The sequence below is a fragment of the Escherichia sp. MOD1-EC6842 genome, from assembly GCF_002965705.1.
Classification (GTDB): domain Bacteria; phylum Pseudomonadota; class Gammaproteobacteria; order Enterobacterales; family Enterobacteriaceae; genus Escherichia; species Escherichia ruysiae.
Genome location: NZ_PTRF01000002.1, coordinates 34,190 through 60,899, shown reverse-complemented (window position 1 = coordinate 60,899; position 26,710 = coordinate 34,190). Strand labels below are relative to the sequence as shown.

General features: G+C 51.4%; 24 protein-coding genes, 1 other RNA gene and 1 other annotated feature. Of the genes, 11 read left to right on the top strand and 14 right to left on the bottom strand.

All coding sequences use genetic code 11. The features are described 5' to 3' along the window. Nucleotides 1–35 precede the first annotated feature (35 nt). The 3 genes from dnaX to A7Z29_RS03330 all read right to left on the bottom strand — a co-directional run bounded on the left by dnaX (nucleotide 36) and on the right by A7Z29_RS03330 (nucleotide 3,167). A complete protein-coding gene (dnaX, locus tag A7Z29_RS03345; protein ID WP_000122041.1) occupies nucleotides 36–1,967 on the bottom strand; it encodes a DNA polymerase III subunit gamma/tau in 1,932 nt (643 codons plus the stop codon). Continuing rightward, nucleotides 639–703: a sequence feature (DnaX frameshifting element), on the bottom strand. (Overlaps the previous gene by 65 nt.) Nucleotides 1,968–2,085: 118 nt before the next feature. Then, the gene (apt, locus tag A7Z29_RS03340) at nucleotides 2,086–2,637 is read right to left on the bottom strand and encodes an adenine phosphoribosyltransferase (RefSeq protein ID WP_001515901.1); all 552 of its coding nucleotides are present in this window, start codon (nucleotides 2,635–2,637) and stop codon (nucleotides 2,086–2,088) included. Nucleotides 2,638–2,789: 152 nt separating this feature from the next. Next, a complete protein-coding gene (locus tag A7Z29_RS03330; protein WP_001188910.1) occupies nucleotides 2,790–3,167 on the bottom strand; it encodes a DUF454 family protein in 378 nt (125 codons plus the stop codon). Between the two features lie 69 nt (nucleotides 3,168–3,236). Here A7Z29_RS03330 and priC point away from each other — a divergent pair, with 69 nt between their 5' ends. Together priC and rsmS are read left to right on the top strand one after the other, a co-directional pair. After that, the gene (gene priC, locus A7Z29_RS03325) at nucleotides 3,237–3,764 is read left to right on the top strand and encodes a primosomal replication protein N'' (RefSeq protein WP_032224799.1); all 528 of its coding nucleotides are present in this window, start codon (nucleotides 3,237–3,239) and stop codon (nucleotides 3,762–3,764) included. A 13-nt stretch (nucleotides 3,765–3,777) separates the two neighbouring features. Then, a complete protein-coding gene (rsmS, locus tag A7Z29_RS03320) occupies nucleotides 3,778–3,945 on the top strand; it encodes a pleiotropic regulatory protein RsmS (protein ID WP_000051156.1) in 168 nt (55 codons plus the stop codon). 239 nt (nucleotides 3,946–4,184) lie between these two features. Here the strand turns inward: rsmS and mscK are convergent, their stop codons facing one another. Beyond that, on the bottom strand, nucleotides 4,185–7,547 hold the full coding sequence (mscK, locus tag A7Z29_RS03315) for a mechanosensitive channel MscK (RefSeq protein WP_032224796.1): 3,363 nt from the start codon (nucleotides 7,545–7,547) through the stop codon (nucleotides 4,185–4,187). Nucleotides 7,548–7,668: 121 nt separating this feature from the next. Further along, nucleotides 7,669–8,322: a multidrug efflux transporter transcriptional repressor AcrR gene (acrR, locus tag A7Z29_RS03305; RefSeq protein ID WP_032224794.1), complete on the bottom strand. Its 654-nt coding sequence runs from the start codon at nucleotides 8,320–8,322 to the stop codon at nucleotides 7,669–7,671. Between the two features lie 141 nt (nucleotides 8,323–8,463). Between acrR and acrA the strand changes: the two genes are divergently transcribed. The 7 genes from acrA to pdeB all read left to right on the top strand — a co-directional run bounded on the left by acrA (nucleotide 8,464) and on the right by pdeB (nucleotide 17,024). Beyond that, nucleotides 8,464–9,657, top strand: coding sequence for a multidrug efflux RND transporter periplasmic adaptor subunit AcrA (gene acrA, locus A7Z29_RS03300; protein WP_010347661.1), 1,194 nt, complete (start codon nucleotides 8,464–8,466; stop codon nucleotides 9,655–9,657). Nucleotides 9,658–9,679: 22 nt separating this feature from the next. After that, nucleotides 9,680–12,829, top strand: a complete 3,150-nt coding sequence (acrB, locus tag A7Z29_RS03295) for an efflux RND transporter permease AcrB (protein WP_001132459.1) — start codon at nucleotides 9,680–9,682, stop codon at nucleotides 12,827–12,829. A gap of 555 nt (nucleotides 12,830–13,384) precedes the next feature. Then, on the top strand, nucleotides 13,385–13,780 hold the full coding sequence (gene tomB, locus A7Z29_RS03290; RefSeq protein ID WP_000344801.1) for an Hha toxicity modulator TomB: 396 nt from the start codon (nucleotides 13,385–13,387) through the stop codon (nucleotides 13,778–13,780). A 4-nt stretch (nucleotides 13,781–13,784) separates the two neighbouring features. Beyond that, entirely contained in the window at nucleotides 13,785–14,003 is a 219-nt protein-coding gene (locus A7Z29_RS03285) for an HHA domain-containing protein (protein ID WP_001280991.1), read from the top strand. Between the two features lie 171 nt (nucleotides 14,004–14,174). Beyond that, complete coding sequence (maa, locus tag A7Z29_RS03280) at nucleotides 14,175–14,726, top strand: maltose O-acetyltransferase (RefSeq protein ID WP_000102550.1); 552 nt, start codon at nucleotides 14,175–14,177, stop codon at nucleotides 14,724–14,726. A 114-nt stretch (nucleotides 14,727–14,840) separates the two neighbouring features. Next, nucleotides 14,841–15,311 carry a YlaC family protein gene (locus A7Z29_RS03275; RefSeq protein ID WP_105289778.1) on the top strand — a complete coding sequence of 157 codons (471 nt, stop codon included), beginning with the start codon at nucleotides 14,841–14,843 and terminating at the stop codon, nucleotides 15,309–15,311. 162 nt (nucleotides 15,312–15,473) lie between these two features. Continuing rightward, on the top strand, nucleotides 15,474–17,024 hold the full coding sequence (gene pdeB, locus A7Z29_RS03270; protein ID WP_105289777.1) for a cyclic-guanylate-specific phosphodiesterase PdeB: 1,551 nt from the start codon (nucleotides 15,474–15,476) through the stop codon (nucleotides 17,022–17,024). Between the two features lie 38 nt (nucleotides 17,025–17,062). On the opposite strand, the gene A7Z29_RS03265 is transcribed toward pdeB, so the two are convergent. Further along, nucleotides 17,063–17,416 (bottom strand): DUF1428 domain-containing protein, encoded by a 354-nt coding sequence (locus A7Z29_RS03265; RefSeq protein ID WP_000878149.1) that lies wholly within the window; start codon nucleotides 17,414–17,416, stop codon nucleotides 17,063–17,065. Between the two features lie 118 nt (nucleotides 17,417–17,534). After that, an RNA gene (gene ffs / locus A7Z29_RS03260) (signal recognition particle sRNA small type) lies at nucleotides 17,535–17,631 on the bottom strand. 162 nt (nucleotides 17,632–17,793) lie between these two features. Here ffs and A7Z29_RS03255 point away from each other — a divergent pair. Further along, nucleotides 17,794–18,105: an MGMT family protein gene (locus A7Z29_RS03255; protein ID WP_000409910.1), complete on the top strand. Its 312-nt coding sequence runs from the start codon at nucleotides 17,794–17,796 to the stop codon at nucleotides 18,103–18,105. 29 nt (nucleotides 18,106–18,134) lie between these two features. Here the strand turns inward: A7Z29_RS03255 and A7Z29_RS03250 are convergent, their stop codons facing one another. Next, a complete protein-coding gene (locus tag A7Z29_RS03250) occupies nucleotides 18,135–18,707 on the bottom strand; it encodes a YbaY family lipoprotein (RefSeq protein ID WP_016248421.1) in 573 nt (190 codons plus the stop codon). Between the two features lie 217 nt (nucleotides 18,708–18,924). On the opposite strand from A7Z29_RS03250, the gene tesB reads away from it, so the two are divergent. Continuing rightward, entirely contained in the window at nucleotides 18,925–19,785 is an 861-nt protein-coding gene (gene tesB / locus A7Z29_RS03245) for an acyl-CoA thioesterase II (protein ID WP_032224784.1), read from the top strand. A gap of 48 nt (nucleotides 19,786–19,833) precedes the next feature. On the opposite strand, the gene amtB is transcribed toward tesB, so the two are convergent. From amtB to cof, 6 genes are all read right to left on the bottom strand, one after another. Next, nucleotides 19,834–21,120 carry an ammonium transporter AmtB gene (gene amtB, locus A7Z29_RS03240; RefSeq protein ID WP_105289776.1) on the bottom strand — a complete coding sequence of 429 codons (1,287 nt, stop codon included), beginning with the start codon at nucleotides 21,118–21,120 and terminating at the stop codon, nucleotides 19,834–19,836. A 29-nt stretch (nucleotides 21,121–21,149) separates the two neighbouring features. Then, nucleotides 21,150–21,488 (bottom strand): P-II family nitrogen regulator, encoded by a 339-nt coding sequence (gene glnK / locus A7Z29_RS03235; RefSeq protein ID WP_000780338.1) that lies wholly within the window; start codon nucleotides 21,486–21,488, stop codon nucleotides 21,150–21,152. 180 nt (nucleotides 21,489–21,668) lie between these two features. After that, entirely contained in the window at nucleotides 21,669–23,450 is a 1,782-nt protein-coding gene (locus tag A7Z29_RS03230) for a SmdB family multidrug efflux ABC transporter permease/ATP-binding protein (RefSeq protein WP_001256189.1), read from the bottom strand. Next, nucleotides 23,443–25,215 carry a SmdA family multidrug ABC transporter permease/ATP-binding protein gene (locus tag A7Z29_RS03225; protein ID WP_105289775.1) on the bottom strand — a complete coding sequence of 591 codons (1,773 nt, stop codon included), beginning with the start codon at nucleotides 25,213–25,215 and terminating at the stop codon, nucleotides 23,443–23,445. The genes A7Z29_RS03230 and A7Z29_RS03225 overlap by 8 nt, the downstream gene beginning before the upstream one ends. Before the next feature lie 29 nt (nucleotides 25,216–25,244). Further along, nucleotides 25,245–25,703 (bottom strand): DNA-binding transcriptional regulator DecR, encoded by a 459-nt coding sequence (gene decR, locus A7Z29_RS03220; RefSeq protein WP_000884589.1) that lies wholly within the window; start codon nucleotides 25,701–25,703, stop codon nucleotides 25,245–25,247. 152 nt (nucleotides 25,704–25,855) lie between these two features. Beyond that, nucleotides 25,856–26,674 (bottom strand): HMP-PP phosphatase, encoded by an 819-nt coding sequence (gene cof / locus A7Z29_RS03215; RefSeq protein WP_024212548.1) that lies wholly within the window; start codon nucleotides 26,672–26,674, stop codon nucleotides 25,856–25,858. Between the last annotated feature and the right edge of the window lie 36 nt (nucleotides 26,675–26,710).

The window sequence follows — 26,710 nt, the reverse complement described above, 5'->3', positions numbered from 1 at the left end:
ACGTTAAGGATGACGATCGTAAGCTGTGCTTACGATCAAATGGGGCGGATACTTTCTTCATCCAGCTCCGCATCGAAGAATCGACGCAGGGTCTGAATATTATTATCCGCAATAATGGACTCGCGCGCCTGCGCAAGTTTTTCTTCGTATATCGCCTGACGCCACTCCAGCGGCGTACGCACCGCTGGATTATCATCTTCAACGATAGTCAGTTCAACCGTTGAGCCATTTAACGTACTCAACGCTTCAGCCAGTTTTTGTTGTGCACCGCTGTTATTCAAATGACGCTGAGAGGAGCGCAAATGCAGACACACCGTGTTGCCGTTCTCCTCTTTCCAGGCATTTAACGCCACCTGTTCAACCAGTTTTGGTAGCGAAAGTTGACTCACCTGTGCTGCCCACGGATCGCGCTCAATGGCTTCTGCCGCCAGTTTCGCCGCCAGCTCTGGCGTTTTTTCATGTTCCAGCGCCTTTTTCAGCGCCTTCGGCGTGGCGACGACTTCTTTTTGTTGCATCACTGGGGTGGTTGCCTTCCAGCGATACGCTTCTTTTTTGGCTGGCGCTTTTTCCAGCGCCGATGGTGCCGGACGCGACTGAACGCGATCGGTGACCGAAGCCAGTCTTTCCAGCGCAGCGTTATTCACCGGCCGCGCGCGGGTAGCGGCTGCCGGTTCACTCTTTTTTGCTTTGGTTGCTCCCTGTGCGCGCTGTAGTTGCTGGCGCGCCGCCAGCACCTGGCTGGTGGTTTCTGAGAGCGGTACGGTCGGTGCCTGCTGCGGCGCTGATTGCGGCTGTGGCGGCACCTGCATTGGCGTCATTACCGCCGTCGGCGCGACTGGCGCAAAGGACTGGCGCGGCACTTCCGGTTCGGGTAGAGGCATACGCGGATGGAACGCCAGCGCGCGCAATAGCGTCATTTCAACGCCCATCCGTCTGTCCGGCGCATACGGTAATTCTTTGCGACCAATCAATAGCGTCTGGTAGTAAAGCTGAATATCTGTTGGCGGCACGGTACGTGCCAGTTCACGCATCCGCAGCTCAATGGCAGCCATGTCATTGCCAAGCGCAGCAGGCGAAAGCTGTACCATCGCAATGCGGTGCAGCAGGCCGAGCATTTCCACCAGCAACGCTTCCCACTCGATACCACGGGCAGCGGCTTCGTTAATCAGCGCCATTACGCGCTCGCCGTTGGCTTCGACCATCGCTTCTACCAGCGACAGCGCCTGATCGTCGTCGAGCGTACCGAGCATCGAACTGACCGCCTGGGTCGAAACCTGACCATCACCGCTGGCAATCGCCTGGTCAGTCAGACTTAACGCGTCTCGCAGGCTGCCTTCAGCGGCGCGCGCCAGCAGTTGCAGCGCCCGAGGCTCGTGGGCGATATGTTCTTCGTTGAGAATGTGCTCAAGCTGATGACGAATTTGCTCGACATCCAGCGCCTTGAGATGAAATTGCAGACAGCGCGACAAAATCGTCACCGGCAATTTCTGCGGATCGGTGGTTGCCAGCAGAAACTTCACATGCTCTGGTGGCTCTTCAAGGGTTTTTAACAGTGCGTTGAAGCTGTGGCGCGACAGCATATGCACTTCGTCGATCAGATAGACTTTAAAGCGACCGCGCGCTGGCGCGTACTGAACATTATCCAGCAGGTCGCGGGTATCTTCGACTTTGGTGCGCGAGGCGGCATCGATCTCAATCAGATCAACAAAGCGCCCCTGTTCGATTTCGCGGCAGTTATCGCATACGCCGCACGGCGTCGCGGTAATGCCTGTTTCGCAGTTTAGCCCCTTCGCCAGCAGTCGGGCGATAGAGGTTTTTCCGACGCCACGGGTGCCGGAAAAAAGATAAGCATGATGAATACGCCCTAACGACAAGCCGTTCGCCAGTGCGGTCAGCACATGTTCCTGGCCGACGACGTCAGCAAAGGTTTGTGGGCGCCATTTTCGGGCTAAGACCTGATAACTCATTGGCAGGCTCTGAAACGCTGGAAGGTGGATTCACGAAGGGGTAATGCTAACACAGCCCCGTCAGAACGGCGAGGCTGAATGTACATCTTGTGCTGCCCATGGCGCGGGCTGTCGAAAATTAGTGGCCCGGGAACGGGACAAGGCTATAACAGGTAATGCCTTGATTTTCGAGACGCTGTTCACCGCCGAGGTCGAACAAATTAATGATGAATGCAGCGTCAGTGACTTCACCGCCCAGACGACGGATCAGTTTCACAGTCGCCTCAATGGTGCCCCCAGTTGCCAGCAAATCGTCGACTACCAATACTTTGTCACCTGGTTTAATGGCATCAACGTGGATTTCCAGCTTATCGGTGCCGTATTCCAGTTCGTAAGTTTCGCTGATGGTTTCGCGCGGCAGTTTGCCCGGTTTACGTACCGGTACAAAACCTACGCCCAGACCCAATGCTACCGGAGCACCAAACAAGAAGCCACGTGCTTCGGTGCCGACAACTTTGGTAATACCCGCATTTTTGTAACGCTCAACCAGCAGGTCGATGCTGAGAGCGTAAGCTTTCGGGTCTTCCAGTAAGCTGGTGACATCGCGGAACAGAATGCCGGGTTTTGGGTAGTCCTGAATGCTTTTGATGCTATTTTTGAGATACTCAAGCTGCTGTGCAGTCGCGGTCATAAGTGTATGCCTGCTTGTTACGGTGGTACTCACGGCGCGTTTTAAACGTATCAAAAGTAACTTTTGTTTAACCTTTGACCGCCTGCGCCTGTGCTCGAAAACGCCAGAATGTACTGGCTGTGCGCGATAATTGCAACAGCGATTGTTGTGCTTCAGTGCTTTTCTTGCTTTTCATCAATCACCGGGATTCGCCACATAAAAATCAGCAAACAAGTGAGGATCACCAGCAACAAAATGCGTACCCACACCATATGCACAAACCATAGTGAAATAGCAAAAGTCACGAGTATCAATAAAATCGCCCGTGGTTTTGCGCCACGCGGCATTGCATGGTATTTCTGCCAGAAACGTAAATAGCTGCCAAACCATGAGCGGTACAACAGCCAGGCGTGAAAACGCGGGGAAGAGCGCGCAAAGCACCAGGCCGCCAACAGGATAAACGGCGTAGTCGGCAATACCGGTAATACCACGCCCAGCGTACCCAACACTACCGCCAGCCAGCCAATGATGATTAAAATGATTCGTTGCATATTGAGTGTTGTCAGCTTACAGAGTGGCTACTTTAGCATAACAATTATCATTTTCATTGAGGTCTTATCGTGAAAACTACCTTGCTGCTGGAAAAACTGGAAGGTCAGCTCGCCACGCTGCGCCAGCGTTGTGTCCCGGTGGCGCAGTTCAGCACGTTAAGCGCCCGTTTCGACAGGCATCTTTTTCAGACTCGCGCGACAACGTTACAGGCTTGTCTTGATGAGGCGGGCGATAACATGGCTGCGCTTCGTCACGCAGTCGAACAGCAGCAGCTGCCGCAAGTAGCCTGGCTGGCAGAACACCTGGTCGCCCAACTGGAAGCGATTGCCCGTGAAGCGGCATCCTGGTCACTGCGCGAGTGGGACAGCGCGCCACCAAAAATTGCCCGCTGGCAACGAAAAAGGATTCAACATCAGGATTTTGAACGGCGATTACGTGAGATGGTAGCGGAACGTAAATCCCGTCTGGCGCAGGCAACCGATCTCGTAGAGCAGCAAACGCTGCATCGTGAAGTAGAAGCCTATGAAGCGCGTCTGGCGCGGTGTCGCCATGCGCTGGAAAAAATCGAAAACAGGTTAGCGCGTTTAACCCGCTAACAATGGAGAGAGTATGTCACTGGAAAATGCCCCTGACGATGTCAAACTGGCCGTCGATTTGATTGTGCTGCTGGAGGAAAATCAGATCCCTGCCAGTACCGTGCTGCGCGCCCTTGATATTGTAAAACGTGATTATGAAAAGAAATTAACGCGCGATGATGAGGCGCAAAGCGAAAAATAAATGGGGTGGCTAGATGCCGTCCCTGCGATTGCTGACAAACTCGCTTACGGGTCAAAACGGGCACGGCTTTCCCCCTCGCCCTTTTAGAGAGAGGGTCGGGGTGAGGGTATTATTCGCACAGGCGCTGGCCTGCCCCCCTCACCCTAGCCCTCTCCCCGATGGGGCGAGGGGATCGTCCGTGCATATGCCGGGCTTTGTCAGCAATCTCAGGGGCGGATAAATGTCGCCCCCTTTCGTTATTACCCTACCGCTGGCGTCGGGTCGTCGCCTTTGTAGTCGCGTTTTACTTCCGTCACCTCATCGCCCTTCTCGTTGTGCAGATGCACTTCAAGCTGGTTAAAGGCAATGTTGATGTCGTTTTCACGGCACAGCTGATCAATGGTACGGTTCAGTTCATCGACAGTACGGCTACGGTCGCGCAGTTCACGAACGTACAGGCGCAGCTCGTGATCCAGGGTGCTGGCGCCAAACGCAGTAAAGAAGACTTCCGGCATCGGTTCGTGCATCACCCTTGGATGCTCAGTCGCTGCCTGAAGCAGGACTCTGCGTACTTTTTCCAGATCAGAACCGTAAGCCACACCCAGGCGGATCACCAGACGAGTGGTGGTATCGGTTAACGACCAGTTGATCAGACGCTCGGTTACGAACGCTTTGTTCGGGATGATCACTTCTTTGCGATCGAAGTCCGTAATAGTCGTTGCACGAATACGAATCTTACTGACTGTTCCGGAGAAAGTACCGATGGTTACCGTATCGCCAATGCGCACCGGACGTTCGAACAGGATGATCAAACCAGAAACGAAGTTACCGAAGATCTCTTGTAAACCAAAACCCAGACCTACAGATAATGCCGCTGCCAGCCACTGGAGTTTATCCCACGACACACCAAGCGATCCGAACACCGTCATCGCACCAACGGCAATGATGATGTAGTTAAGGATGGTAGTAATGGCATACGACGCGCCCTGGCGCATATTCAGTCGCGAGAGCACCAGCACTTCCAGCAAACCAGGCAGGTTGCGGATCAGCGCCCAGGCAACCATCGATGCGATAATCGCAAACAACAGACTGCCCATAGTGACGCTTTTCACCACCGCAACCCCGGCTTCAGTGCCGTTGTAATGCCAGAGCGTGATGCTGTCGAGATAGCTGAACACGGTGATCAAATCGGACCAAATTGCCCAGAACATGACACCGAACAGCGCAAACATCAGCAACATGGTAATACGCAGCGTCTGCTGGTTAACCTGCTCCAGTGCAATGGTGGGTTCTTCCGGCGGTTCGGCACCTTCTGCGCCCTCTTTCACCAGATTCTGCCGACGCGCCAGCGCACGACGCCAGGCGATACGCCGCGCCGCTACGCTTAAGCCGCGCAATACCGTCTGGTACAGCAGGTTCCAGATAATCACCAGATAAACGGTTTCAATCCAACGCCCGGAGAGGCGCAGCGTGGTGTAGAAATAACCTGTGGCGGTCAGCACCATCAACGCAATCGGGATAATCGACAGCACGGTAATGGTGACCAGTCGCATGGTGTGCGACTCTTTATCGCGCCAGCTTTCGCGGCACATCGGCCATACCAGGAAGGCAATCAGCAGCAGGTTGAAGAAAATCATCGCCTGCCCCAGCACATCATCCATCAGATGCAGCGGGGAAAGTTCTGCCACCACAGACCAGAAATGGATTGGCAGCAACGCGAGGCTGATGCGGACAATTTGCCGACGCCAGTGGCTGGTCTGCTGTTCCGGCATACCAAAGTGACGAACAGCAACGCCATTTTTCTCCAGCACCTTCCAGCACAGGCCAAACACCAGCCAGAAAATCGCCAGTTTTTTGCTGAACGACCACAGTAATTCACTGATGTTGAGCTGCATGGTGAGCAGAATCAAACCGACGGCAAGAATAATCAGACACACCGGCAGCGCGCGGATCAGATCGATAAGGATCGCTTTTGGTGTGTTGAGCTGGCTGTCGTTACGCAGGGAACCTACGGCGGAAGCCAGTTTTTGTTGATACGCTTTCAGCCATCCCAGACGCCAGTGAATCAACCCGGCGATGAGCAGCAGCGGCAAACCAGCGAGGAAAGCGATAAAGACGGCAGGCCAGGCTTTTTCCCAGTTCACCGTAATTTTCATCGACTTGAATTCATCCTGCAGCGTTTGTGGGAACGCTTTAATCCAGTCCCAGTCCATCGGGCGGTTACTGTTCACCCAGAAAATCTGCTGGGTCAGGATGGATTTCAGGTTTTTCGATACGCTCATTAACTGTTGCTGGTTGATTTGCAGGTTAATGGCCATCATGAGTTGGTTGCCCAACTGTTTGTTAAGCTGATCCAGCAATTCGCGACGCATATCAACTACTTGCAACAATGCGTCACGGACTTCGTCGTTGACTTCATTCGCATGACCCTCTTCCAGTTTGGCGACATAAGCATCGCTCTGGAAGAGTGCGTCACGCTGCTGGTTCACTTCGAACTGTTCGAGACGCAAATCCGCAATGCGGTTGGTCATATTTTCCAGTTCGTCCGCCGAGGGCAGCGTTTGTTGTTGCTGATAAAGAATACGTGACAGCAGCAGACTGCCCTTCAGGACAGAAATCTGCTCTTTGATATTGCGTTCCGATTGCAGCGCCCGCTCCAGCCAGTTTTTGACTTTTATGTTTTGCTGCATCAGCAAATTGCCGTTTTCAGTGGCGCTAATCAGACGCTGACTTAACTGCTGGTTAATTTCCAGCTCTTGTTTCACCAGCGGATTAGCCTGAATACGCGCAGCTTCGTCCGGCGTTACCGCTTCCTGCGCCGTTTTTTCAGTTAATGTCAGACGCTTGCTGTTAACCGCCTCCTGCAATAGTTGCAGCTCATGTTCCAGACGAGTGCTGTTCGCCGTCACATAATCGCGTTGCTTTTGCAGGGTATCCTGTAAGACGGTGTTCCCTTCCAGGCTTTTACGTTGCTGGTCAATCTCGGCATTCAACAAAGCCTGCTGCGCCTGCATCAGCACTTTCTGGCTGGGACGTAAGGCTGTCTCACCGACTTCCGTGCCATCCAGGCGGCTGCGAATTTGTTGCAGCTGCTGTGAGGCGGTATACATCGCATTTTGCACGCGTTCAGGCTGCGTCTGTAAAGAAACTAACTGGCTGTTATAAGACGCCAGATCGTTTTGTGCGTTTTGCAAATCGTCCAGCGCCTGGGCAACGCGAGTTTCCAGTTGGCGCAACGAAAGCGTGCTCAGAATTTTGCGCGTTTCGTCGTCGTTGTCCACATCGCTAAGTGCGGTTAACGCTGCGGTCGCCTGGCGCATTTTTTCTGGCGCTTCAGCCACTTTTTGTCGTAACTGAACCGTCTCTTCTTTTACGCGATCGATTTTATCGAGAGTGGCTAATGTGTCTGTCAGATCCTGCTGAACCAGTTTGTCCTGAGCAGAAAGATCTTTTTGTTTATTAAGCGAGTCAAGCTGTGCCTGTAGATCCGCTTTCGTCGGTAAGTCACCATTTGATGACGCCCGCGCAAAGGCCGTGTTCTGGCATAACAAGACCAAAACAAAAGCAATAAATGCTGAAAAAACAAAATGCCGTGATCGTTTGTAATACTGGAACATAGTCATGATGAATGAAGGTTTCTGAACCTGAAGGACGACCTGAAATAGTCAAGCGGCTAGAATAGCACGCCGTAGAGAGCCAGAATAGCAACAGAGAAAATGTCCAGGAAAAATCCTGGAGTCTGATTCAGGATTTTTCGTTGGTGACAGGTGTACGAAGCGTAGGGCAAAGAAGATACATTTCCAACAATATGGCAACGTAATCGCGGGCTTCTTTTTTGAGGTCAAAAGATTGCGGGGCAAAGAGCCAATTTTCCATTAAGCCGGAAATATAGCCGCGCATAATAATGGCTGCGCGACGCGTCATTAAATCTGCGGGCAGCATTTTCGCTTCAATACAATGTCTTAACGTTTGTTCTATACGGTCATAACTTTCCAGACAGAGATTACGTTGTGCCTGTTGAACAACAGCCATTTCTCCGACAAATTCGCATTTGTGGAAAATAATCTCCATCAATAATCGCCGCCGCTCTTCAGTCACCGTCGATTCAAGAACATGAATTAGTATTTCTCTTAATACTGAGAGTGGATCGTCAGGGAATTTTGCCTGATACTCAAGCTCTAGTTCACCAATATTGGATTCTGACAGCTCCCAGATCTCACTGAACAAATCCGACTTATCTTTAAAATGCCAGTAGATTGCACCACGCGTAACGCCTGCTGCTTTTGCAATCTCTCCCAGTGAGGTGGATGATACCCCCTGCTGTGAGAAAAGACGTAAAGCCACATCGAGGATGTGTTGACGCGTTTCTTGCGCTTCTTGTTTGGTTTTTCGTGCCATATGTTCGTGAATTTACAGGCGTTAGATTTACATACATTTATGAATGTATGTACCATAGCACGACGATAATATAAACGCAGCAATGGGTTTATCGACTTTTGACCATTGACCAATTTGAAATCGGACACTCGAGGTTTACATATGAACAAAAACAGAGGGTTTACGCCTCTGGCGATCGTTCTGATGCTCTCAGGCAGCTTAGCGCTTACAGGATGTGACGACAAACAGGCCCAACAAGGTGGCCAGCAGATGCCCGCTGTTGGGGTAGTAACAGTCAAAACTGAACCTCTGCAGATCACAACCGAGCTTCCGGGTCGCACCAGTGCCTACCGGATCGCAGAAGTTCGTCCTCAAGTTAGCGGGATTATCCTGAAGCGTAATTTCAAAGAAGGTAGCGACATCGAAGCAGGTGTCTCTCTCTATCAGATTGATCCTGCGACCTATCAGGCAGCGTACGACAGTGCAAAAGGCGATCTGGCTAAAGCGCAGGCAGCAGCCAATATCGCGCAGTTGACTGTTAATCGTTACCAGAAGCTGCTGGGTACTCAGTACATCAGTAAGCAAGAGTACGATCAGGCGCTGGCTGATGCGCAACAGGCAAATGCGGCTGTTACTGCGGCGAAAGCGGCTGTTGAAACCGCGCGCATCAATCTGGCTTACACCAAAGTCACCTCTCCGATTACCGGCCGTATTGGTAAATCGAACGTGACGGAAGGCGCATTGGTGCAAAACGGCCAGGCGACTGCGCTGGCGACCGTACAGCAACTTGATCCGATCTACGTTGATGTTACTCAGTCCAGTAACGATTTCCTGCGTCTGAAACAAGAACTCGCCAACGGCACACTGAAGCAAGAGAACGGTAAAGCCAAAGTCTCGCTAATCACCAGTGACGGTATTAAGTTCCCGCAGGACGGTACGCTGGAGTTCTCTGACGTTACCGTTGATCAGACCACCGGTTCTATCACTTTACGCGCTATCTTCCCGAACCCGGATCACACCCTGCTGCCGGGTATGTTCGTGCGCGCACGTCTGGAAGAAGGGCTTAATCCAACCGCCATTTTAGTTCCACAACAAGGTGTAACTCGTACACCACGCGGCGAAGCTACCGTTCTGGTAGTTGGCGCGGATGACAAAGTGGAAACTCGTCCGATCGTCGCAAGCCAGGCCATTGGCGATAAGTGGCTGGTGACTGAGGGTCTGAAAGCAGGCGAACGAGTAGTAGTAAGTGGACTGCAGAAAGTGCGTCCTGGTGTCCAGGTGAAAGCACAAGAGATAACCGCTGATAACAACCAGCAAGACGCAAGCGGTGCTCAGCCTGAACAGTCCAAGTCTTAACTTAAACAGGAGCCGTTAAGACATGCCTAATTTCTTTATTGATCGCCCGATTTTTGCGTGGGTGATCGCCATCATCATCATGTTGGCAGGGGGGCTGGCGATCCTCAAACTGCCGGTGGCGCAATATCCTACGATTGCACCGCCGGCAGTAACGATCTCCGCTTCCTATCCTGGCGCTGATGCAAAAACGGTGCAGGACACTGTTACACAGGTTATCGAACAGAATATGAACGGTATCGATAACCTGATGTACATGTCCTCCAACAGTGACTCCACGGGTACTGTACAGATCACCCTGACCTTTGAGTCTGGTACTGATGCGGATATTGCGCAGGTTCAGGTGCAGAACAAACTGCAACTGGCGATGCCATTACTGCCGCAGGAAGTACAGCAGCAAGGGGTGAGCGTTGAGAAATCCTCCAGTAGCTTCCTGATGGTTGTCGGCGTTATCAACACCGATGGCTCCATGACGCAGGAGGATATCTCCGACTATGTAGCGGCGAATATGAAAGATGCCATCAGCCGTACATCAGGCGTCGGTGACGTTCAGCTGTTCGGTTCACAGTATGCGATGCGTATCTGGATGAACCCGAATGAGCTGAACAAATACCAGTTAACGCCGGTTGATGTCATTACCGCTATCAAAGCACAAAACGCCCAGGTCGCGGCCGGTCAGCTCGGTGGTACGCCGCCGGTGAAAGGCCAGCAGCTTAACGCCTCTATTATTGCTCAGACGCGTCTGACCTCCACTGAAGAGTTCGGCAAAATTCTGCTGAAAGTGAATCAGGATGGTTCCCGCGTACTGCTGCGTGATGTGGCGAAAATTGAGCTGGGTGGTGAGAACTACGACATCATCGCAGAGTTTAACGGACAACCCGCTTCTGGTCTGGGTATCAAACTGGCGACCGGTGCGAACGCGCTGGATACGGCTGCGGCAATCCGTGCTGAACTGGCGAAGATGGAGCCGTTCTTCCCATCGGGTCTGAAAATCGTTTATCCATACGACACTACGCCGTTCGTGAAAATCTCCATTCACGAAGTGGTTAAAACGCTGGTTGAAGCGATCATCCTCGTGTTCCTGGTCATGTATCTGTTCTTGCAGAACTTCCGCGCGACGTTGATTCCGACCATTGCCGTACCGGTGGTATTGCTGGGAACCTTTGCGGTTCTTGCTGCCTTTGGCTTCTCGATAAACACGCTAACGATGTTCGGGATGGTGCTCGCTATCGGCCTGTTGGTGGATGACGCCATCGTTGTAGTAGAAAACGTGGAACGTGTGATGGCGGAAGAAGGTTTGCCGCCGAAAGAAGCTACACGTAAATCGATGGGGCAGATTCAGGGCGCACTGGTGGGTATCGCGATGGTGCTGTCTGCGGTATTCGTACCAATGGCCTTCTTCGGCGGTTCGACTGGTGCAATCTATCGTCAGTTCTCCATTACCATTGTTTCGGCAATGGCACTGTCGGTACTGGTGGCATTGATCCTGACTCCGGCGCTTTGTGCGACCATGCTGAAACCGATTGCCAAAGGCGATCACGGGGAAGGCAAGAAAGGCTTCTTCGGCTGGTTTAACCGCATGTTCGAGAAGAGCACGCACCACTACACCGACAGCGTAGGCGGAATTCTGCGCAGTACGGGGCGTTATCTGGTGCTGTATCTGATCATCGTGGTCGGCATGGCCTATCTGTTCGTGCGTCTGCCAAGCTCCTTCTTGCCAGATGAAGACCAGGGCGTATTTATGACCATGGTTCAGCTGCCTGCAGGTGCAACGCAGGAACGCACGCAGAAAGTGCTCAACGAAGTGACGAATTACTATCTGACCAAAGAAAAGAACAACGTTGAATCGGTGTTCGCCGTTAACGGCTTCGGTTTTGCAGGACGTGGTCAGAACACGGGTATTGCGTTCGTTTCGTTGAAGGACTGGGCTGACCGTCCGGGTGATGAGAACAAAGTTGAAGCAATTACCACGCGTGCAACGCGCGCTTTCTCGCAGATTAAAGATGCGATGGTGTTCGCCTTTAACCTGCCAGCGATTGTAGAACTGGGTACGGCAACCGGTTTTGACTTTGAGTTGATTGACCAGGCCGGCCTCGGTCACGAAAAACTGACTCAGGCACGTAACCAGTTGCTGGGCGAAGCGGCGAAGCATCCTGATATGCTGACCAGCGTGCGTCCGAACGGTCTGGAAGACACGCCGCAGTTTAAAATTGATATCGACCAAGAAAAAGCTCAGGCGCTGGGTGTTTCTATCAACGACATTAACACCACTCTGGGTGCTGCATGGGGCGGCAGCTACGTGAACGACTTTATCGACCGTGGTCGCGTGAAGAAAGTTTACGTGATGTCAGAAGCGAAATACCGCATGTTGCCGGAGGATATCGGTAACTGGTATGTCCGCGCGGCTAATGGTCAGATGGTGCCATTCTCGGCGTTCTCCTCTTCTCGTTGGGAATACGGTTCGCCGCGTCTGGAACGTTACAACGGTCTGCCATCCATGGAGATCTTAGGCCAGGCAGCACCAGGCAAGAGTACCGGTGAAGCAATGGCGTTGATGGAGCAACTGGCGAGCAAACTGCCTACGGGGGTTGGCTACGACTGGACGGGGATGTCCTATCAGGAACGTCTCTCCGGCAACCAGGCGCCTTCGCTGTACGCAATTTCGTTGATTGTGGTGTTCCTGTGTCTGGCGGCGCTGTATGAGAGCTGGTCGATTCCGTTCTCCGTTATGCTGGTTGTTCCGCTAGGGGTTATCGGTGCGTTGCTGGCAGCCACCTTCCGTGGCTTAACCAATGACGTATACTTCCAGGTGGGCCTGCTTACAACCATTGGGTTGTCGGCGAAGAACGCGATACTTATCGTCGAATTCGCCAAAGACTTGATGGATAAAGAAGGTAAAGGTCTGATTGAAGCAACTCTGGACGCTGTGCGTATGCGTTTACGTCCAATCCTGATGACCTCACTGGCGTTTATCCTCGGTGTTATGCCGTTGGTTATCAGCACTGGTGCTGGCTCTGGCGCACAAAATGCGGTAGGTACTGGCGTAATGGGTGGGATGGTGACGGCAACAGTACTGGCAATCTTCTTCGTTCCGGTGTTCTTTGTGGTGGTTCGCCGCCGCTTTAGTCGCAAGAATGAAGATATCGAACATAACCATACTGTCGATCATCATTGATAGATCTCGTAATCACTAAGGCCGCGCAAGCGGCCTTTTTAATACGTATAATCTTAAAATAACAATGTTTACAGCTAAGCTCGCAAACGGAAGTTAGTTTTAACGCTACATAAAATTCATAAAAAATGCTTATTGTTAGTTAATTTATATTAAGTGGTAATAATAGGTATAATAACCCATAGACATCTAGAGGCTATTCTTAATTATTTGCGGCAATCCTTTATTTATTCATATCAATTACATCATAATCAGAGTAATCCTGGGTATTAGTGTGACAAATTCCCGTCTCATTTTATCACCCTCGACGCAAGGATCCTGATTACGTTATGAATAGCATCAAACAAACTGCTTTAGCCTTTACGTGGTTGATGCAGGGTGAAAAAGTAAGCCTTTTCCCTCTCCTCCCACTAATTGTAATTTTTCGTAATAATGCGATGAAAACCTTCATAGAGTGGATTATAGTTAATCTAACAACTGTGAGGGCAAGTCCAGGTCAGTAAGTTTTCCCACCCCGAAAGGTGTCCGTTAGTTCAACCACTAAGAAGGGGACGCGTTATGGATGAATACTCACCAAAAAGACATGATATTGCACAGCTTAAATTTCTCTGCGAAACCCTGTATCATGACTGTCTTGCAAACCTTGAAGAAAGTAACCATGGTTGGGTTAACGACCCTACCTCGGCTATCAATCTGCAGCTTAATGAACTCATTGAGCATATTGCGACCTTCGCACTTAATTACAAAATTAAGTATAATGAAGACAATAAGCTCATTGAGCAGATAGATGAATATCTGGACGACACCTTTATGTTGTTCAGTAGTTATGGTATTAATATGCAGGATCTCCAGAAATGGCGGAAGTCAGGTAACCGACTGTTCCGTTGTTTTGTGAACGCCACTAAAGAGAATCCTGCGAGTTTATCTTGTTCTAATTATTACAACCATGGGTAGAAGTATGTCCGATAAGCCTTTAACGAAAACCGATTATTTGATGCGTTTGCGTCGTTGTCAGACAATTGACACGCTGGAACGTGTTATCGAGAAAAATAAATACGAATTATCAGATAATGAACTGGCGGTATTTTACTCAGCCGCAGATCACCGTCTTGCAGAATTGACCATGAATAAGCTTTACGACAAGATCCCTTCCTCGGTGTGGAAATTTATTCGATAATTAAACAGTATAAGCACTGGACTATAACCATCTGTTTATTAGATATATTTTATTTTTACTATGACGACATGCCGCGTGTGACTTCTGTCACACAGAGGTGACGGGAACGTTCTCATCACTGACATTTCGTATTACTGTGTTGCCCCATTTCCAGCAACCGGGTCGTCAGTAATGAGCACAGAAAAAGAAAAGATGATTGCTGGTGAGTTGTATCGATCGGCAGATGAGACTTTATCTCGCGATCGCCTGCGCGCTCGTCAGCTTATTCACCAATACAATCATTCCTCGCCGGAAGATCAATCCTTACGCCAAAAAATCCTCGCCGATTTACTCGGTCAGGTTGCGGATGCGTATATTGAGCCCTCCTTTCGCTGCGACTATGGCTATAACATTTTTCTCGGTAAAGGGTTTTACGCGAACTTCGATTGCGTGATGCTTGATGTCTGCCCTATTCATATCGGCGATAATTGTATGCTGGCGCCTGGTGTCCATATCTACACGGCAACACATCCCATCGACCCTGTAGCACGTAATAGCGGTGTTGAACTGGGGAAACCGGTGACTATCGGTAACAACGTCTGGATTGGTGGTCGTGCCATCATTAACCCGGGCGTTACCATTGGCGATAACGTCGTAGTGGCATCAGGTGCCGTCGTCACCAAAGATGTCCCTGATAATGTTGTCGTAGGCGGTAACCCAGCCAGAGTCATTAAAAAACTGTAACTACAATTTGCAACTGTTATGCAAAATTGTAGTTAATCTGTTACTTTTCTCATGTCATTCCCACGTTAAAATAGGGTGTTCCCTGGAGAGTTGCAGATACCACGAAGGCAAAAGATGACCGAAATACAACGCCTACTAACCGAAACAATTGAATCTCTGAATACGCGCGAAAAACGCGACAACAAGCCCCGCTTTAGTATCAGTTTTATCCGCAAACATCCGGGGCTGTTTATTGGCATGTATGTTGCTTTTTTTGCTACGCTGGCAGTGATGTTGCAGTCCGAAACGCTATCAGGTTCAGTCTGGCTCCTTGTCGTGCTATTCATCCTGCTCAACGGTTTCTTCTTTTTCGATGTCTACCCACGCTACCGCTACGAAGACATCGACGTGCTGGATTTTCGAGTTTGCTATAACGGCGAATGGTATAACACGCGCTTTGTCCCTGCCGCGCTGGTTGAAACCATACTGAACTCGCCGCGTGTCGCAGATGTTCATAAAGAACAACTGCAAAAAATGATCACCCGTAAAGGCGAGCTGTCTTTTTACGATATTTTCACTCTCGCTCGCGCCGAATCAACAACTTAAGTCAGACTGTCACACCAGGCGTAAGCTCTGCGCCTGGTCAATTGACAATGATCGTTGCCACCCATCATTTCATGAAATACTGACCTTACCCACTTATCTCCTGCCAGCCTTTTTCCACAATCAGATATACTTTCCCTACATTGTGTTGATAAGGACATGTTGGTGAGAACACGACATCTGGTCGGCCTGATTTCGGGAGTGCTTATACTTTCAGTACTACTGCCTGTCGGCTTAAGCATCTGGCTGGCTCATCAGCAGGTAGAAGCGTCGTTTGTTGAAGAGCTGAATACCTATTCCTCCCGCGTCGCTATTCGAGCCAATAAAGTGGCGACGCAAGGGAAAGATGCACTACAAGAGCTGGAAAGATGGCAAGGCGGAGCCTGTAGTGAAGAGCATCTCATGGAAATGCGGCGGGTTTCATACAGCTATCGCTATATTCAGGAAGTGGTTTATATCGATAACAACGTTCCCCAATGCTCTTCTCTGGAACACGAAAGCCCACCGGATACCTTTCCGGAGCCGGGGAAGATTTCAAAAGATGGTTATCGGGTCTGGTTAACCTCACACAATGACTTAGGTATTACCCGTTACATGGTTGCTATGGGAACCGCACATTACGTAGTGATGATCGACCCCGCCTCCTTTATCGACGTGATTCCTTATAGCTCATGGCAAATTGATGCCGCTATTATTGGCAATGCCCGTAATATAGTCATAACCAGCAGCGACGAAATTGCCCGGGGTATTATTACCCAATTGCAAAAAACACCCGGTGAGCACATCGAAAATAATGGGATCATTTACGACATTCTGCCCTTACCAGAGATGAATATTTCCATCATCACCTGGGCTTCAACGAAAACGTTGCAAAAAGGCTGGCATCGGCAGGTCTTTATCTGGTTACCTGTAGGGTTGTTAATTGGCCTGCTGGCAGCCATGTTTGTGCTGCGTATTTTGCGTCGTATCCAGTCTCCGCATCATCGCTTGCAGGATGCCATCGAAAATCGTGATATTTGTGTGCACTATCAGCCGATTGTCTCCTTAGCCAATGGCAAAATTGTCGGTGCCGAAGCACTGGCGCGCTGGCCGCAGACAGACGGTAGTTGGTTGTCGCCAGATAGTTTTATTCCGCTGGCACAGCAAACGGGTCTTTCTGAGCCACTGACGCTGCTGATTATAAGAAACGTGTTTGAAGATATGGGCGACTGGCTGCGACAACACCCGGAACAACATATTTCCATCAATCTTGAATCCACCGTGCTCGCCTCGGAAAAAATTCCGCAACTGCTGCGAGACATGATCAATCACTACCAGGTTAACCCCAAACAGATCGCTCTTGAACTCACAGAGCGCGAATTTGCCGATCCGAAAACCAGCGCCCCGATAATTTCGCGCTACCGGGAAGCGGGTCATGATATTTACCTGGATGATTTTGGTACGGGGTATTCAAGTTTAAGTTATTTACAGGATCTGGATGTCGACATTCTGAAGATCGATAAATCCTTCGTTGATGCGTTGGAATATAAAAATGTCACACCGCATATCATCGAAATGGCAAAAACGTTGAAACTGAAAATGGTGGCGGAAGGGATCGAAACGGGTAAACAGGAAGAGTGGCTACATCAGCATGGCGTGCATTACGGTCAGGGCTGGCTGTACAGCAAAGCGTTGCCAAAAGAAGATTTCATACGCTGGGCAGAATACCATCTGTAAATTTTGGGGGCTGGCGGCACGCCGCACAGCCCGTCACGCTACTCGTCGATGATTGACTCAAACCCGCCGTAAATCATCCGTTTGCCATCAAACGGCATTGATTCGCCGAACTCTTTCATTCGTGGGTCAGACATCATTTTTTGATTGGCAGCGTCGCGGACCTCTTTTGAAGGGTATTCAATCCAGCTAAACACCACTTCCTCATTCTCTTCCGCTTTCACTGCCATGCGAAAATCGGTCACTTTGCCGTTTGGCACATCGCTGGCCCAACATTCAACAATACGAAGCGCGCCGAACTCTTTAAACAATGGCGCGGCCTTTGCGGCCATTTCTCGATAGGCATCTTTATTTTCGGCAGGAACAGCAACCACAAAACCATCAACATACTTCATCAGAAATACCTCCGAAGCGTACTGCGCAGCCAGACAATTCTTGCGGCGTCAGTCGTGGTTAAAGTTTAGCCACATTGGGATTTTTTGACGAAACGGCAGGAGCAGAAATGGGTGGGGGCCCTGCCAGCTACATCCCGGCACACGCGTCATCTGCCTTGGCTGCTTCCTTCCGGACCTGACCTGGTAAACAGAGTAGCGTTGCGGGAGAACCAACAGAGCCCCCATTGAGAGCGTTGAGAAACAACGCGCAGGCGCATTATCACTGCTGCCCCGGCTAATTGCAACCCATTGCGTGCCGGATGCTGGTTTCTTGCGCAATGCGGCTTCACTCAGAGGTTTTTCCAGATTATGCTGAAAAATTACCTCAGGAAGAAAAGATGGAAAAAGAAGATTCATTTCCCCAACGCGTCTGGCAAATCGTAGCCGCTATTCCCGAAGGCTACGTCACCACTTACGGCGACGTCGCAAAACTGGCAGGATCACCCCGTGCTGCGCGCCAGGTGGGCGGTGTGTTAAAGCGTCTACCCGAAGGCAGCACCCTCCCCTGGCATCGGGTGGTTAATCGCCACGGCACAATCTCGTTAACCGGCCCGGATTTGCAGCGTCAACGGCAGGCATTACTGGCAGAAGGAGTGATGGTGTCGGGAAGCGGGCAAATCGACTTACAGCGTTATCGCTGGATTTACTAACCCTCTCCAGCGGAGAGGGTTAGTGGCGCTTAGTATTGCGTAGGGGCTGGAACTGCCGAAGACGGATTCACCTGGGTTGGTGAAGTCGAAGGTACGGTGGTCGTTGCGCCACCGCTGGCCTGAACCGGTACAGCGGTTTGCTGAACCGGCACTAATGTCAGGTCAGCTTTGGTTCCGCCCTGATTGATCACCGGTTGAACGGTATCGGTGATAAACACCAATTTGTCGTTCACGGTAACCGCCGCACTCAACAGGATACGTGCGTTCGGCTGAACGTCTGCCGGGTTAAATGGCAGAACAAAACTGAACGGTGACTGTTTACCTTCGGTACGTACTGCTTTCTGCGCCAGAACTTTAGAAGGCGCATCGGCTAACGACGCGTCAGAAAGTGTCACGGTCAGCACAGCATCAGGCGGCAGTGCGACTTTCTGACGGATCCAGACCGTACCGGAAACATTCGGTTGTTGTATAGCAGGTTGCTGTGTCGCTGCAATAGACGTATTTGCAGCCGGTGCTGGCGTCTGGATATCCGCGCTTTTATCCGCGCAAGCTGCCAACGCAATTGCAACCGCTAAACCACTGACCATGTGCACGAGTTTCATTCACTTCTCCTTATTATCAATGCACCAGCGGGCTAACTTTCCTCGCCGGAAGAGTGGTTAACAAAATAGTAACGTCAATAAGTGTGGCACATGTCACGTATTAACGCCTGCATTTAGCCCGTAATTCAGACCATTGCACCCATCGGACCAGTACCAAAATTGCGTTATACTCAACTCACTTTGGCTTGCTGCGGCAGCTTTGTTACTGGAGAGTTATATGAGTCAGGCGCTAAAAAATTTACTGACATTGTTAAATCTGGAAAAAATTGAGGAAGGACTCTTTCGCGGCCAGAGTGAGGATTTAGGTTTACGCCAGGTCTTTGGCGGCCAGGTTGTTGGTCAGGCGCTATATGCAGCAAAAGAGACGGTCCCGGAAGAGCGTCTGGTGCATTCGTTTCATAGCTACTTTCTTCGCCCTGGCGATAGCAAAAAACCCATTATTTATGATGTAGAAACGCTACGCGACGGCAACAGCTTCAGCGCCCGCCGGGTTGCTGCTATTCAAAACGGTAAACCGATTTTCTATATGACGGCCTCTTTCCAGGCGCCAGAGGCTGGATTCGAGCACCAAAAAGAGATGCCGCCCGCGCCAGCGCCTGATGGCCTGCCTTCGGAAACGCAAATCGCCCAATCGCTGGCGCACCTGCTGCCGCCGGTGCTAAAAGATAAATTCATCTGCGATCGTCCACTGGAGGTTCGTCCGGTAGAGTTTCATAACCCGCTGAAAGGGCACGTTGCAGAACCGAATCGTCAGGTATGGATCCGCGCAAATGGTAGCGTGCCAGATGATCTGCGCGTTCATCAGTATCTGCTCGGTTACGCTTCTGACCTTAACTTCCTGCCGGTTGCTTTACAGCCTCACGGCATCGGTTTTCTTGAACCGGGGATTCAGATTGCCACCATTGACCATTCCATGTGGTTCCATCGCCCGTTTAATTTGAACGAATGGCTGTTGTATAGCGTGGAGAGCACCTCGGCGTCCAGCGCACGCGGCTTTGTGCGCGGGGAGTTTTATACCCAGGATGGCGTGCTGGTTGCCTCGACCGTTCAGGAAGGGGTAATGCGTAATCACAATTAAAAAAACAGCCGGAGGTGAAAACCGTCCGGCTATTTTTTGCAGTGCCTGTTACGCGTTATAGGCATTTTCACCGTGGCTGTTGACGTCCAGTCCTTCGCGCTCCTGCTCTTCCGGCACGCGCAGGCCAACTGTCAAATCCGCCAGTTTGTAGCCAATAAATGCCACCACACCAGACCAGACAATCGTAATGGCGATGCTTTCCAGCTGTACCAACAGCTGATGTCCCATCGTCACACCTTCGGCGAAGCCCACACCACCCAGCGAACTGGCGGCAAAAATCCCGGTCATGATACAGCCGACAATGCCACAAACACCGTGTACCCCGAAGACATCGCAGGGATCATCCACCCGCAACAGGCGTTTCAACATGGTAACGCCCCACAAGCCCGCCAGACCAGCTACCACGCCGATAATCAACGCACCGCCAACCCCAATATAGCCACAGGCTGGCGTCACGCCGACCAGACCGGCAATCGCGCCAGAACACGCTCCCAGCAGTGAAGGCTTACCACGCAGCGCCCATTCACCGAAGATCCAGCCAAGAATTGCCGCTGCCGTTGCGACCACAGTATTCACAAATGCCAGTGCCGCGATTTCATTCGCCGTGCCCGCTGACCCGGCGTTAAAGCCAAACCAACCGATATAGAGAATGGCAGTCCCGGTAAAGACCATCGGCAGGTTGTGCGGTTTAAACGCCTCTTTGCCGAAGCCCACGCGTTTGCCTATCAGATATGCGCCCACCAGACCGGCAATTGCGGCGTTAATGTGCACCACCGTGCCGCCCGCGAAATCCAGCGCACCGTGAGAAGCCAGCAAACCGCCGCCCCAGACCATATGCGCAATCGGAATGTAAGAGAGCGTCAGCCACACTACCACGAAGATCAACACAGCTGAGAAGCGGATTCGTTCCGCCAGCGCCCCAACGATCAAGCCTACGGTAATGCAGGCAAACGATCCCTGAAACGCCACGTGGATATACTGATAAATGCTGCCCATCACCGCCGTCAATTCGATGTTTTTCAGCATTAACCAGTTAATGTTGCCAAAGAAATTGTTGCCTTCACCAAACGCCAGCGAGTAGCCGTAAACCACCCAGAGAATACAGACCAGTGCAAACGTCACGGTCACCTGCGTCAGCATCGACAGCACGTTTTTGCCGCGAATCAACCCACCGTAAAACAGGGCAATTCCCGGAATAGTCATAAACAGCACCAGCGCAGTACAAATCATCATAAACGCATTGTCGGCTTTATCGGCCACCGCAGGTGCAGCCGTTACCAGTCCCGGCAGCATCGCCAGTGAAACAAGCCCAGTTTTTATCGTCGCTATCTTCATTTTTCGTTCCTGTTGCTGTGTGCCAGAGATTACAGCGCCGCTTCGTCGGCTTCGCCGGTACGAATTCGAATGACGCGTTGCAATTCAGCGACGAAGATTTTGCCGTCGCCAATTTTTCCGGTGTAGGCAGCCTTGCTGACGATATCGATCACTTCATCGAGTTGGTCATCAGCAATCGCCACATCAATTTTTACTTTTGGCAGGAAGTTGACGCTGTATTCCGCCCCCCGGTACAGCTCAGCATGTCCTTTCTGACGCCCGAAACCTTTCACTTCGGTGACGGTCAGCCCCTGAATACCAATGGAAGATAACGCTTCACGAACGTCTTCCAGCTTGAATGGTTTGATTATCACGGTCACCAGCTTCATAGATCCCCTCCGGTCAGAATTCGGTAATGGTTCTGCTACACGAAGAAGGTATTGCAAGCGGTGTGCCAGAAATGAAAAACGAGAAAGAGAGCAGGAAGGTAAGAAGATTGAAAATGAAAACGCACTATGACAGTGCACAGTGCGTTACATTTTTGCACCAACGATGAAATATTGCGCTATTCAGGCGCTCAATGATTCCTCTTCACGCACGCTGGCTGCCAGCTCTTCGCCCGCAAGTTGCAGTTGATACATCTGCCAGTAGCGTCCCTGGGCCGCCAGCAGTTGCTGGTGAGTGCCCTGCTCCACGGCTTGCCCACGATGAAGCACCAGAATGGTGTCGGCATCAACAATAGTCGATAAGCGGTGAGCAATCACGACCAGCGTGGTATGTTCACGCACCGCCGCCAGAGCATGTTGAATCGCCTGTTCAGTACCGGAATCAATGCTGGCGGTTGCCTCATCAAGGATCAGGATTTGCGGCGTCTCCACCAGCACGCGCGCCAGCGCCAGCAGTTGCTTTTGCCCGACCGAAAGATTATTCCCCTGCTCGCCCAGCGGCGTATAAATACCGTCGCTCATGCTGCGCGCCAGCTCCGCCAGTTGCACGGTTTCCAGTGCCTGCCAGACACGCTCTTCGGAGATATCACGCCCCAGCGTCACGTTGGCGAGGAAAGTATCCGCCAGCACCACCGGATCTTGCTGCACCATCGCCACGCCCTGACGTAATGCGCTGTGACTTAGCGAATTTAATGGACGACCGTCGAGATGAATCTCACCTTCCGTTAGCGGGTAATAGCCCATCAATAAACTTGCAAGGGTGCTTTTGCCACTGCCGGTATGCCCGACCAGCGCCACAAAGTTACGCGAAGGCACAGAGAGATTAATGTTCTTCAGTACCAGATTGTTGTCGCGATAAGCAAACGACACATTATCGACTTCGATGGTGCCGCTCTGTAACGGGCGATCATCATTGCCATATTGCTGGCGCGGTCCGTCCATCAGCTCAAACACGCGCTCACCAGCAACAACAGCCTGTTGCAGCATCGCCTGTTGCGTGGTCAGTTCGATTAATGGTTCGTTAAGCCGCCCAAGATAGCTGATAAACGCATACAGCACGCCCACTTCAATGGTGCCGCTGGCGGAGAAGCCAAACAGCATCAACAAGCCACAAAGGATAAGCGACGAAAAAAGACTCAGTAATGGCCGCAGTAAAAAACCGTCGAGGCGCAGGGTTTGCATCCTCGCCATATAGTGCGACCGACTGGCCTCACCCATGCGTTCACCAAATCGTGCCTGCTGACGGAACTGCTGGATGACGCTCATACCGTTGATGATTTCGTTAAAGCCGTCGTTGATATCCGCCAGATAGGCGCGCACACGGCGGACAATCGGCGTACTGTAACGCTGGTATATCACCATCACCACCAGCACGACCGGAAAAATCATTATCGCCACCAGCGCCATCCGCCAGTCGAGGCTGAACATCGCTACCAGCATCGCGCCCACCAGTGCGGCGCTACGCAGAACGGTCGCAACCACAGTAACGTAGAGGTCGCGGATCACTTCAGTATCATTAGTGACGCGGGAAATCACCTGCCCGACAGGCTGGATATCAAACTCGCTTAATGGCTGGCGTAGCGCAGCATCCATTACATCGGTACGCAACTGTTGTACAACGCCAACTGCCGCCCGATTAAACAGCAGCGACTGTGCGTAGTGCAGTCCAGCGGCAAACAGTTGCAGCCCAACATACGCCGCCGCCAGACCGGCAACCACTTTCAACGGCAGATTATTTTTCGCCACCATATTATCGATGAAATAGCTGATGAGTAGCGGTCCACTGACTTCTGCCGCTGCCGCAACCCACATCATCAGAACCGCAATCCCTAGTGGTTTACGCCACGGCGAACCATACGCTAACAGGCGTTTGAGAGTCGGCCAGAGTTGGCTAAAACTACGCATCGACGGCCTCCTCACGAATTTCCGGAGCATCGTCAAGCGCCGCCTCCAGTTGTTGATAGCGATACATATCGCGATACCAGCCGCTTTGTTGCGCCAGCGCATCATGATTGCCACGCTGGGCGATATGTCCGTGCTGCATCACAATAATCTCACTGGCCTCCGTCAGCGCAGAAAGGCGATGGGCACTGATGATTACTGTTCTTCCCTGCCCCCACTGGCGCAGGTTATGCAGGATCTGATGCTCTGTGCGTCCGTCCACCGCCGAAAGCGCATCATCAAGGATAAGGATTTCTGCGTTGACTAATAACGCACGAGCAATAGAGATACGCTGTTTTTGCCCACCGGAAAGCATCACGCCGCGCTCGCCCACTTCTGTATCGTAACCTTGCGGTAAACGCAAAATATCGTCATGCACGCTGGCTAACCGCGCGACATGCTCAATCTCTTGCTGGGTGGCATTCGGGCAACCCAACGCGATGTTGTTCGCTACGGTGTCGGAAAAAAGGAACGGTGTCTGGCTAACTACCGCCAGGCGGCTACGCCAGCTATCGAGTTGTAACTTCGTCAGAGGAATATCATGAAAGCGGATATCCCCCTCGCTGACGTCGAAATGACGCTGAATGAGTGACAGCAGAGTACTTTTGCCGGAACCAGTCGGCCCGCAAATACCTAGCATCTGACCGGGTTTCAGGGCGAAATTGACGTTTTCCAGCGCAGGATGGTCAGTCTGCGGATACGTGAACTGGTGAATATTTACATCCAGTTCGCCACGCCCTTCCGGCACGGGTTCGCTACCATCGTTCACCACCGGTGCTTCCGCCAGCATCGCGCGAATACGGCTGTACGCAGCACTACCACGTTCCACAATGTTAAACATCCATGCCAGCGCCAGCATTGGCCAAATCATCAGACCTAAATACATCATAAAACTGGTGAGCTGGCCCAGCGTTAAACTGCCCTGCACCACCATCCAACTACCGCCGCCAATCGCCAGCAAGTTCGCCATACCAATCGCGATATAGATGGTCGGGTCGAAACGAGCATCAATACGCGCCACCCGCATGTTTTTTTTGCCGGTATCTTCGGCATCCGCAGCAAATAACGCCGACTGGCGATCTTCCAGACCAAAAGCTTTGATCATGCGGATACTGGTGAGGCTTTCCTGGGTGCGGTCATTAAGACTGGAAAACGCCGCCTGCGCCAGCTTAAAGCGTTCATGCAAGGCATCGCCGTTGCGCTTAATCATGATCGCCATCACTGGCATCGGCAACAGGGCAAATAAGGTCAACTGCCAGCTAATTTGCGTAGACATCATAATCAACACAGCGCAGCCCATTACCAGTGAATCCACCAGCGTCAGCACCCCTTCTCCGGCGGCAAACACGACGCGATCGACGTCATTGGTCGCACGAGCCATGAGGTCACCCGTGCGATGACGCAGGTAAAACTCAGGATGCTGCCGGCTTAGCTGACGGTAATAATCTTCACGCAGTTCAACAGCCAGTTGATAAGACGCACCAAACAGCAATACGCGCCAGACGTAACGCAGGAGATAAACCACAACGGCAATCAGCACCATGGTGGCGATCCACATCAGGATCTGCCCGGTAGTAAAGTGTTGTTCTGTCACGCCATCGACAACAATACCAACCACTTTTGGCGGAACCAGTTGCAGCATCGCGATAATGACAAGCAAGGCGACAGCCCCGAGATAGCGACGCCATTCCCGACGGAAATACCAGCTTAATTGAGCAAATAATCGCACGCGTTGTGTCCTGACCTGATTCTGGATATTTATTCGATGGGTAAAGAAGTGGTGTATTTAATCTGTTCCATCGCGAAGCTGGAAGTGACGTCCGACAGCCCCGGCACGCTGTTTACCAGACGCTTATAAAACTCGTCGTAGCGTTTCATGTCGGCAACCTGGACGCGCATCAGATAATCGTATTCACCGGCCATGCGCCAGAACCCCAGCACTTCTGGCATTTCGGTAACCACCGTGACAAAGCGGCAATACCATTCGCTGCTGTGATGTTGCGTTTTAATCAACACAAAAGCAGTCAGCCCGAGGCCAATTTTTTCCGGGTCCAGCAGGGCGACTTTGCCGATAAGGATACCGTCATCCTCCAGCCGTTTCAGACGCTTCCAGCAAGGCGTGGTTGTCAGATTAACGGCTTCTGCCAGTGCCTGCAAAGAGAGGGTGCAATCCTGCTGTAGTAAGGCCAGCAGCTTACGGTCAATTTTATCTAACATAGCCAATCCGCAGAGAATTTTTTTCTCTTTTAATTCTATTTTAAAGACGAAATACCGACAATTTATTCTGTGCGGTTTAAACGCCACTGCACAAAATGACAAATTCAAAGTAAAAAAAACCGGGCGATTGCCCGGCGCTGGAAGAGATCTCGTTATTCGGGGGAATAAGGTAGATGTGGATTGTCCAGCCAGTGCGTCAAATAGTGAGAGACCGCCTGATTTCGGCAATGTCCAATCACCGGTAAATGAGGGAGTTCCGCGCGCAGTTGCGGCATCGCATTGCCCATGATAAAACCGCTACCGACGCTGCCTAACATTTCGCGATCGTTCATCGCATCACCAAAGGCCATGCAGTCGTGCAGTGAAAAACCTAAATGTTGGGTCAGCACCGCCAACGCCGCGCCTTTATTACACCCCACTGGCAGCACTTCCAGGCAATTAATCGCAGAAAAACACAAATGTGCGCGCTCGCCTAATGCTTCGTTTAGTTGGATATGCAAGCGCATAAGATCGTCGTGATCGCCACAGAAACAGATCTTGGTGACGCTGCCGAGTGGCATTTTTTTGACATCGATAATCTGATAACGGAAACCGCTATACACAAATGCCTGCAACAATGCTGGGATCTCTTGCCCGGTAAACCAGCCATTGTCATTGAAGATATGCATACTGGCCTGGGTATCCCATTTCTGGTACAGCACTAATTCCGCCACGTCCGCAGGCAAATCATCACGATGTAAAAGTTCGCCTTCCAGAGAGTGCACACGCGTACCGTTGCCGGTAATTAAATACGCATCCAGCGATAGCACCCCGATAATATGCTGCATCTCCAGCGCATGGCGCCCCGTAGCAAAAGTGAGGGTAATATCGCGTTCACGCAGACGCGCCAGAGTCGAGAGGGTTTTCTCACCTAAATGGTGATCAGGCATCAATAAAGTGCCGTCCATATCAAATGCTGCCAGACGAGCCATTTCTTTCTCCACTCTGTGACACGGTTAATGGTGATT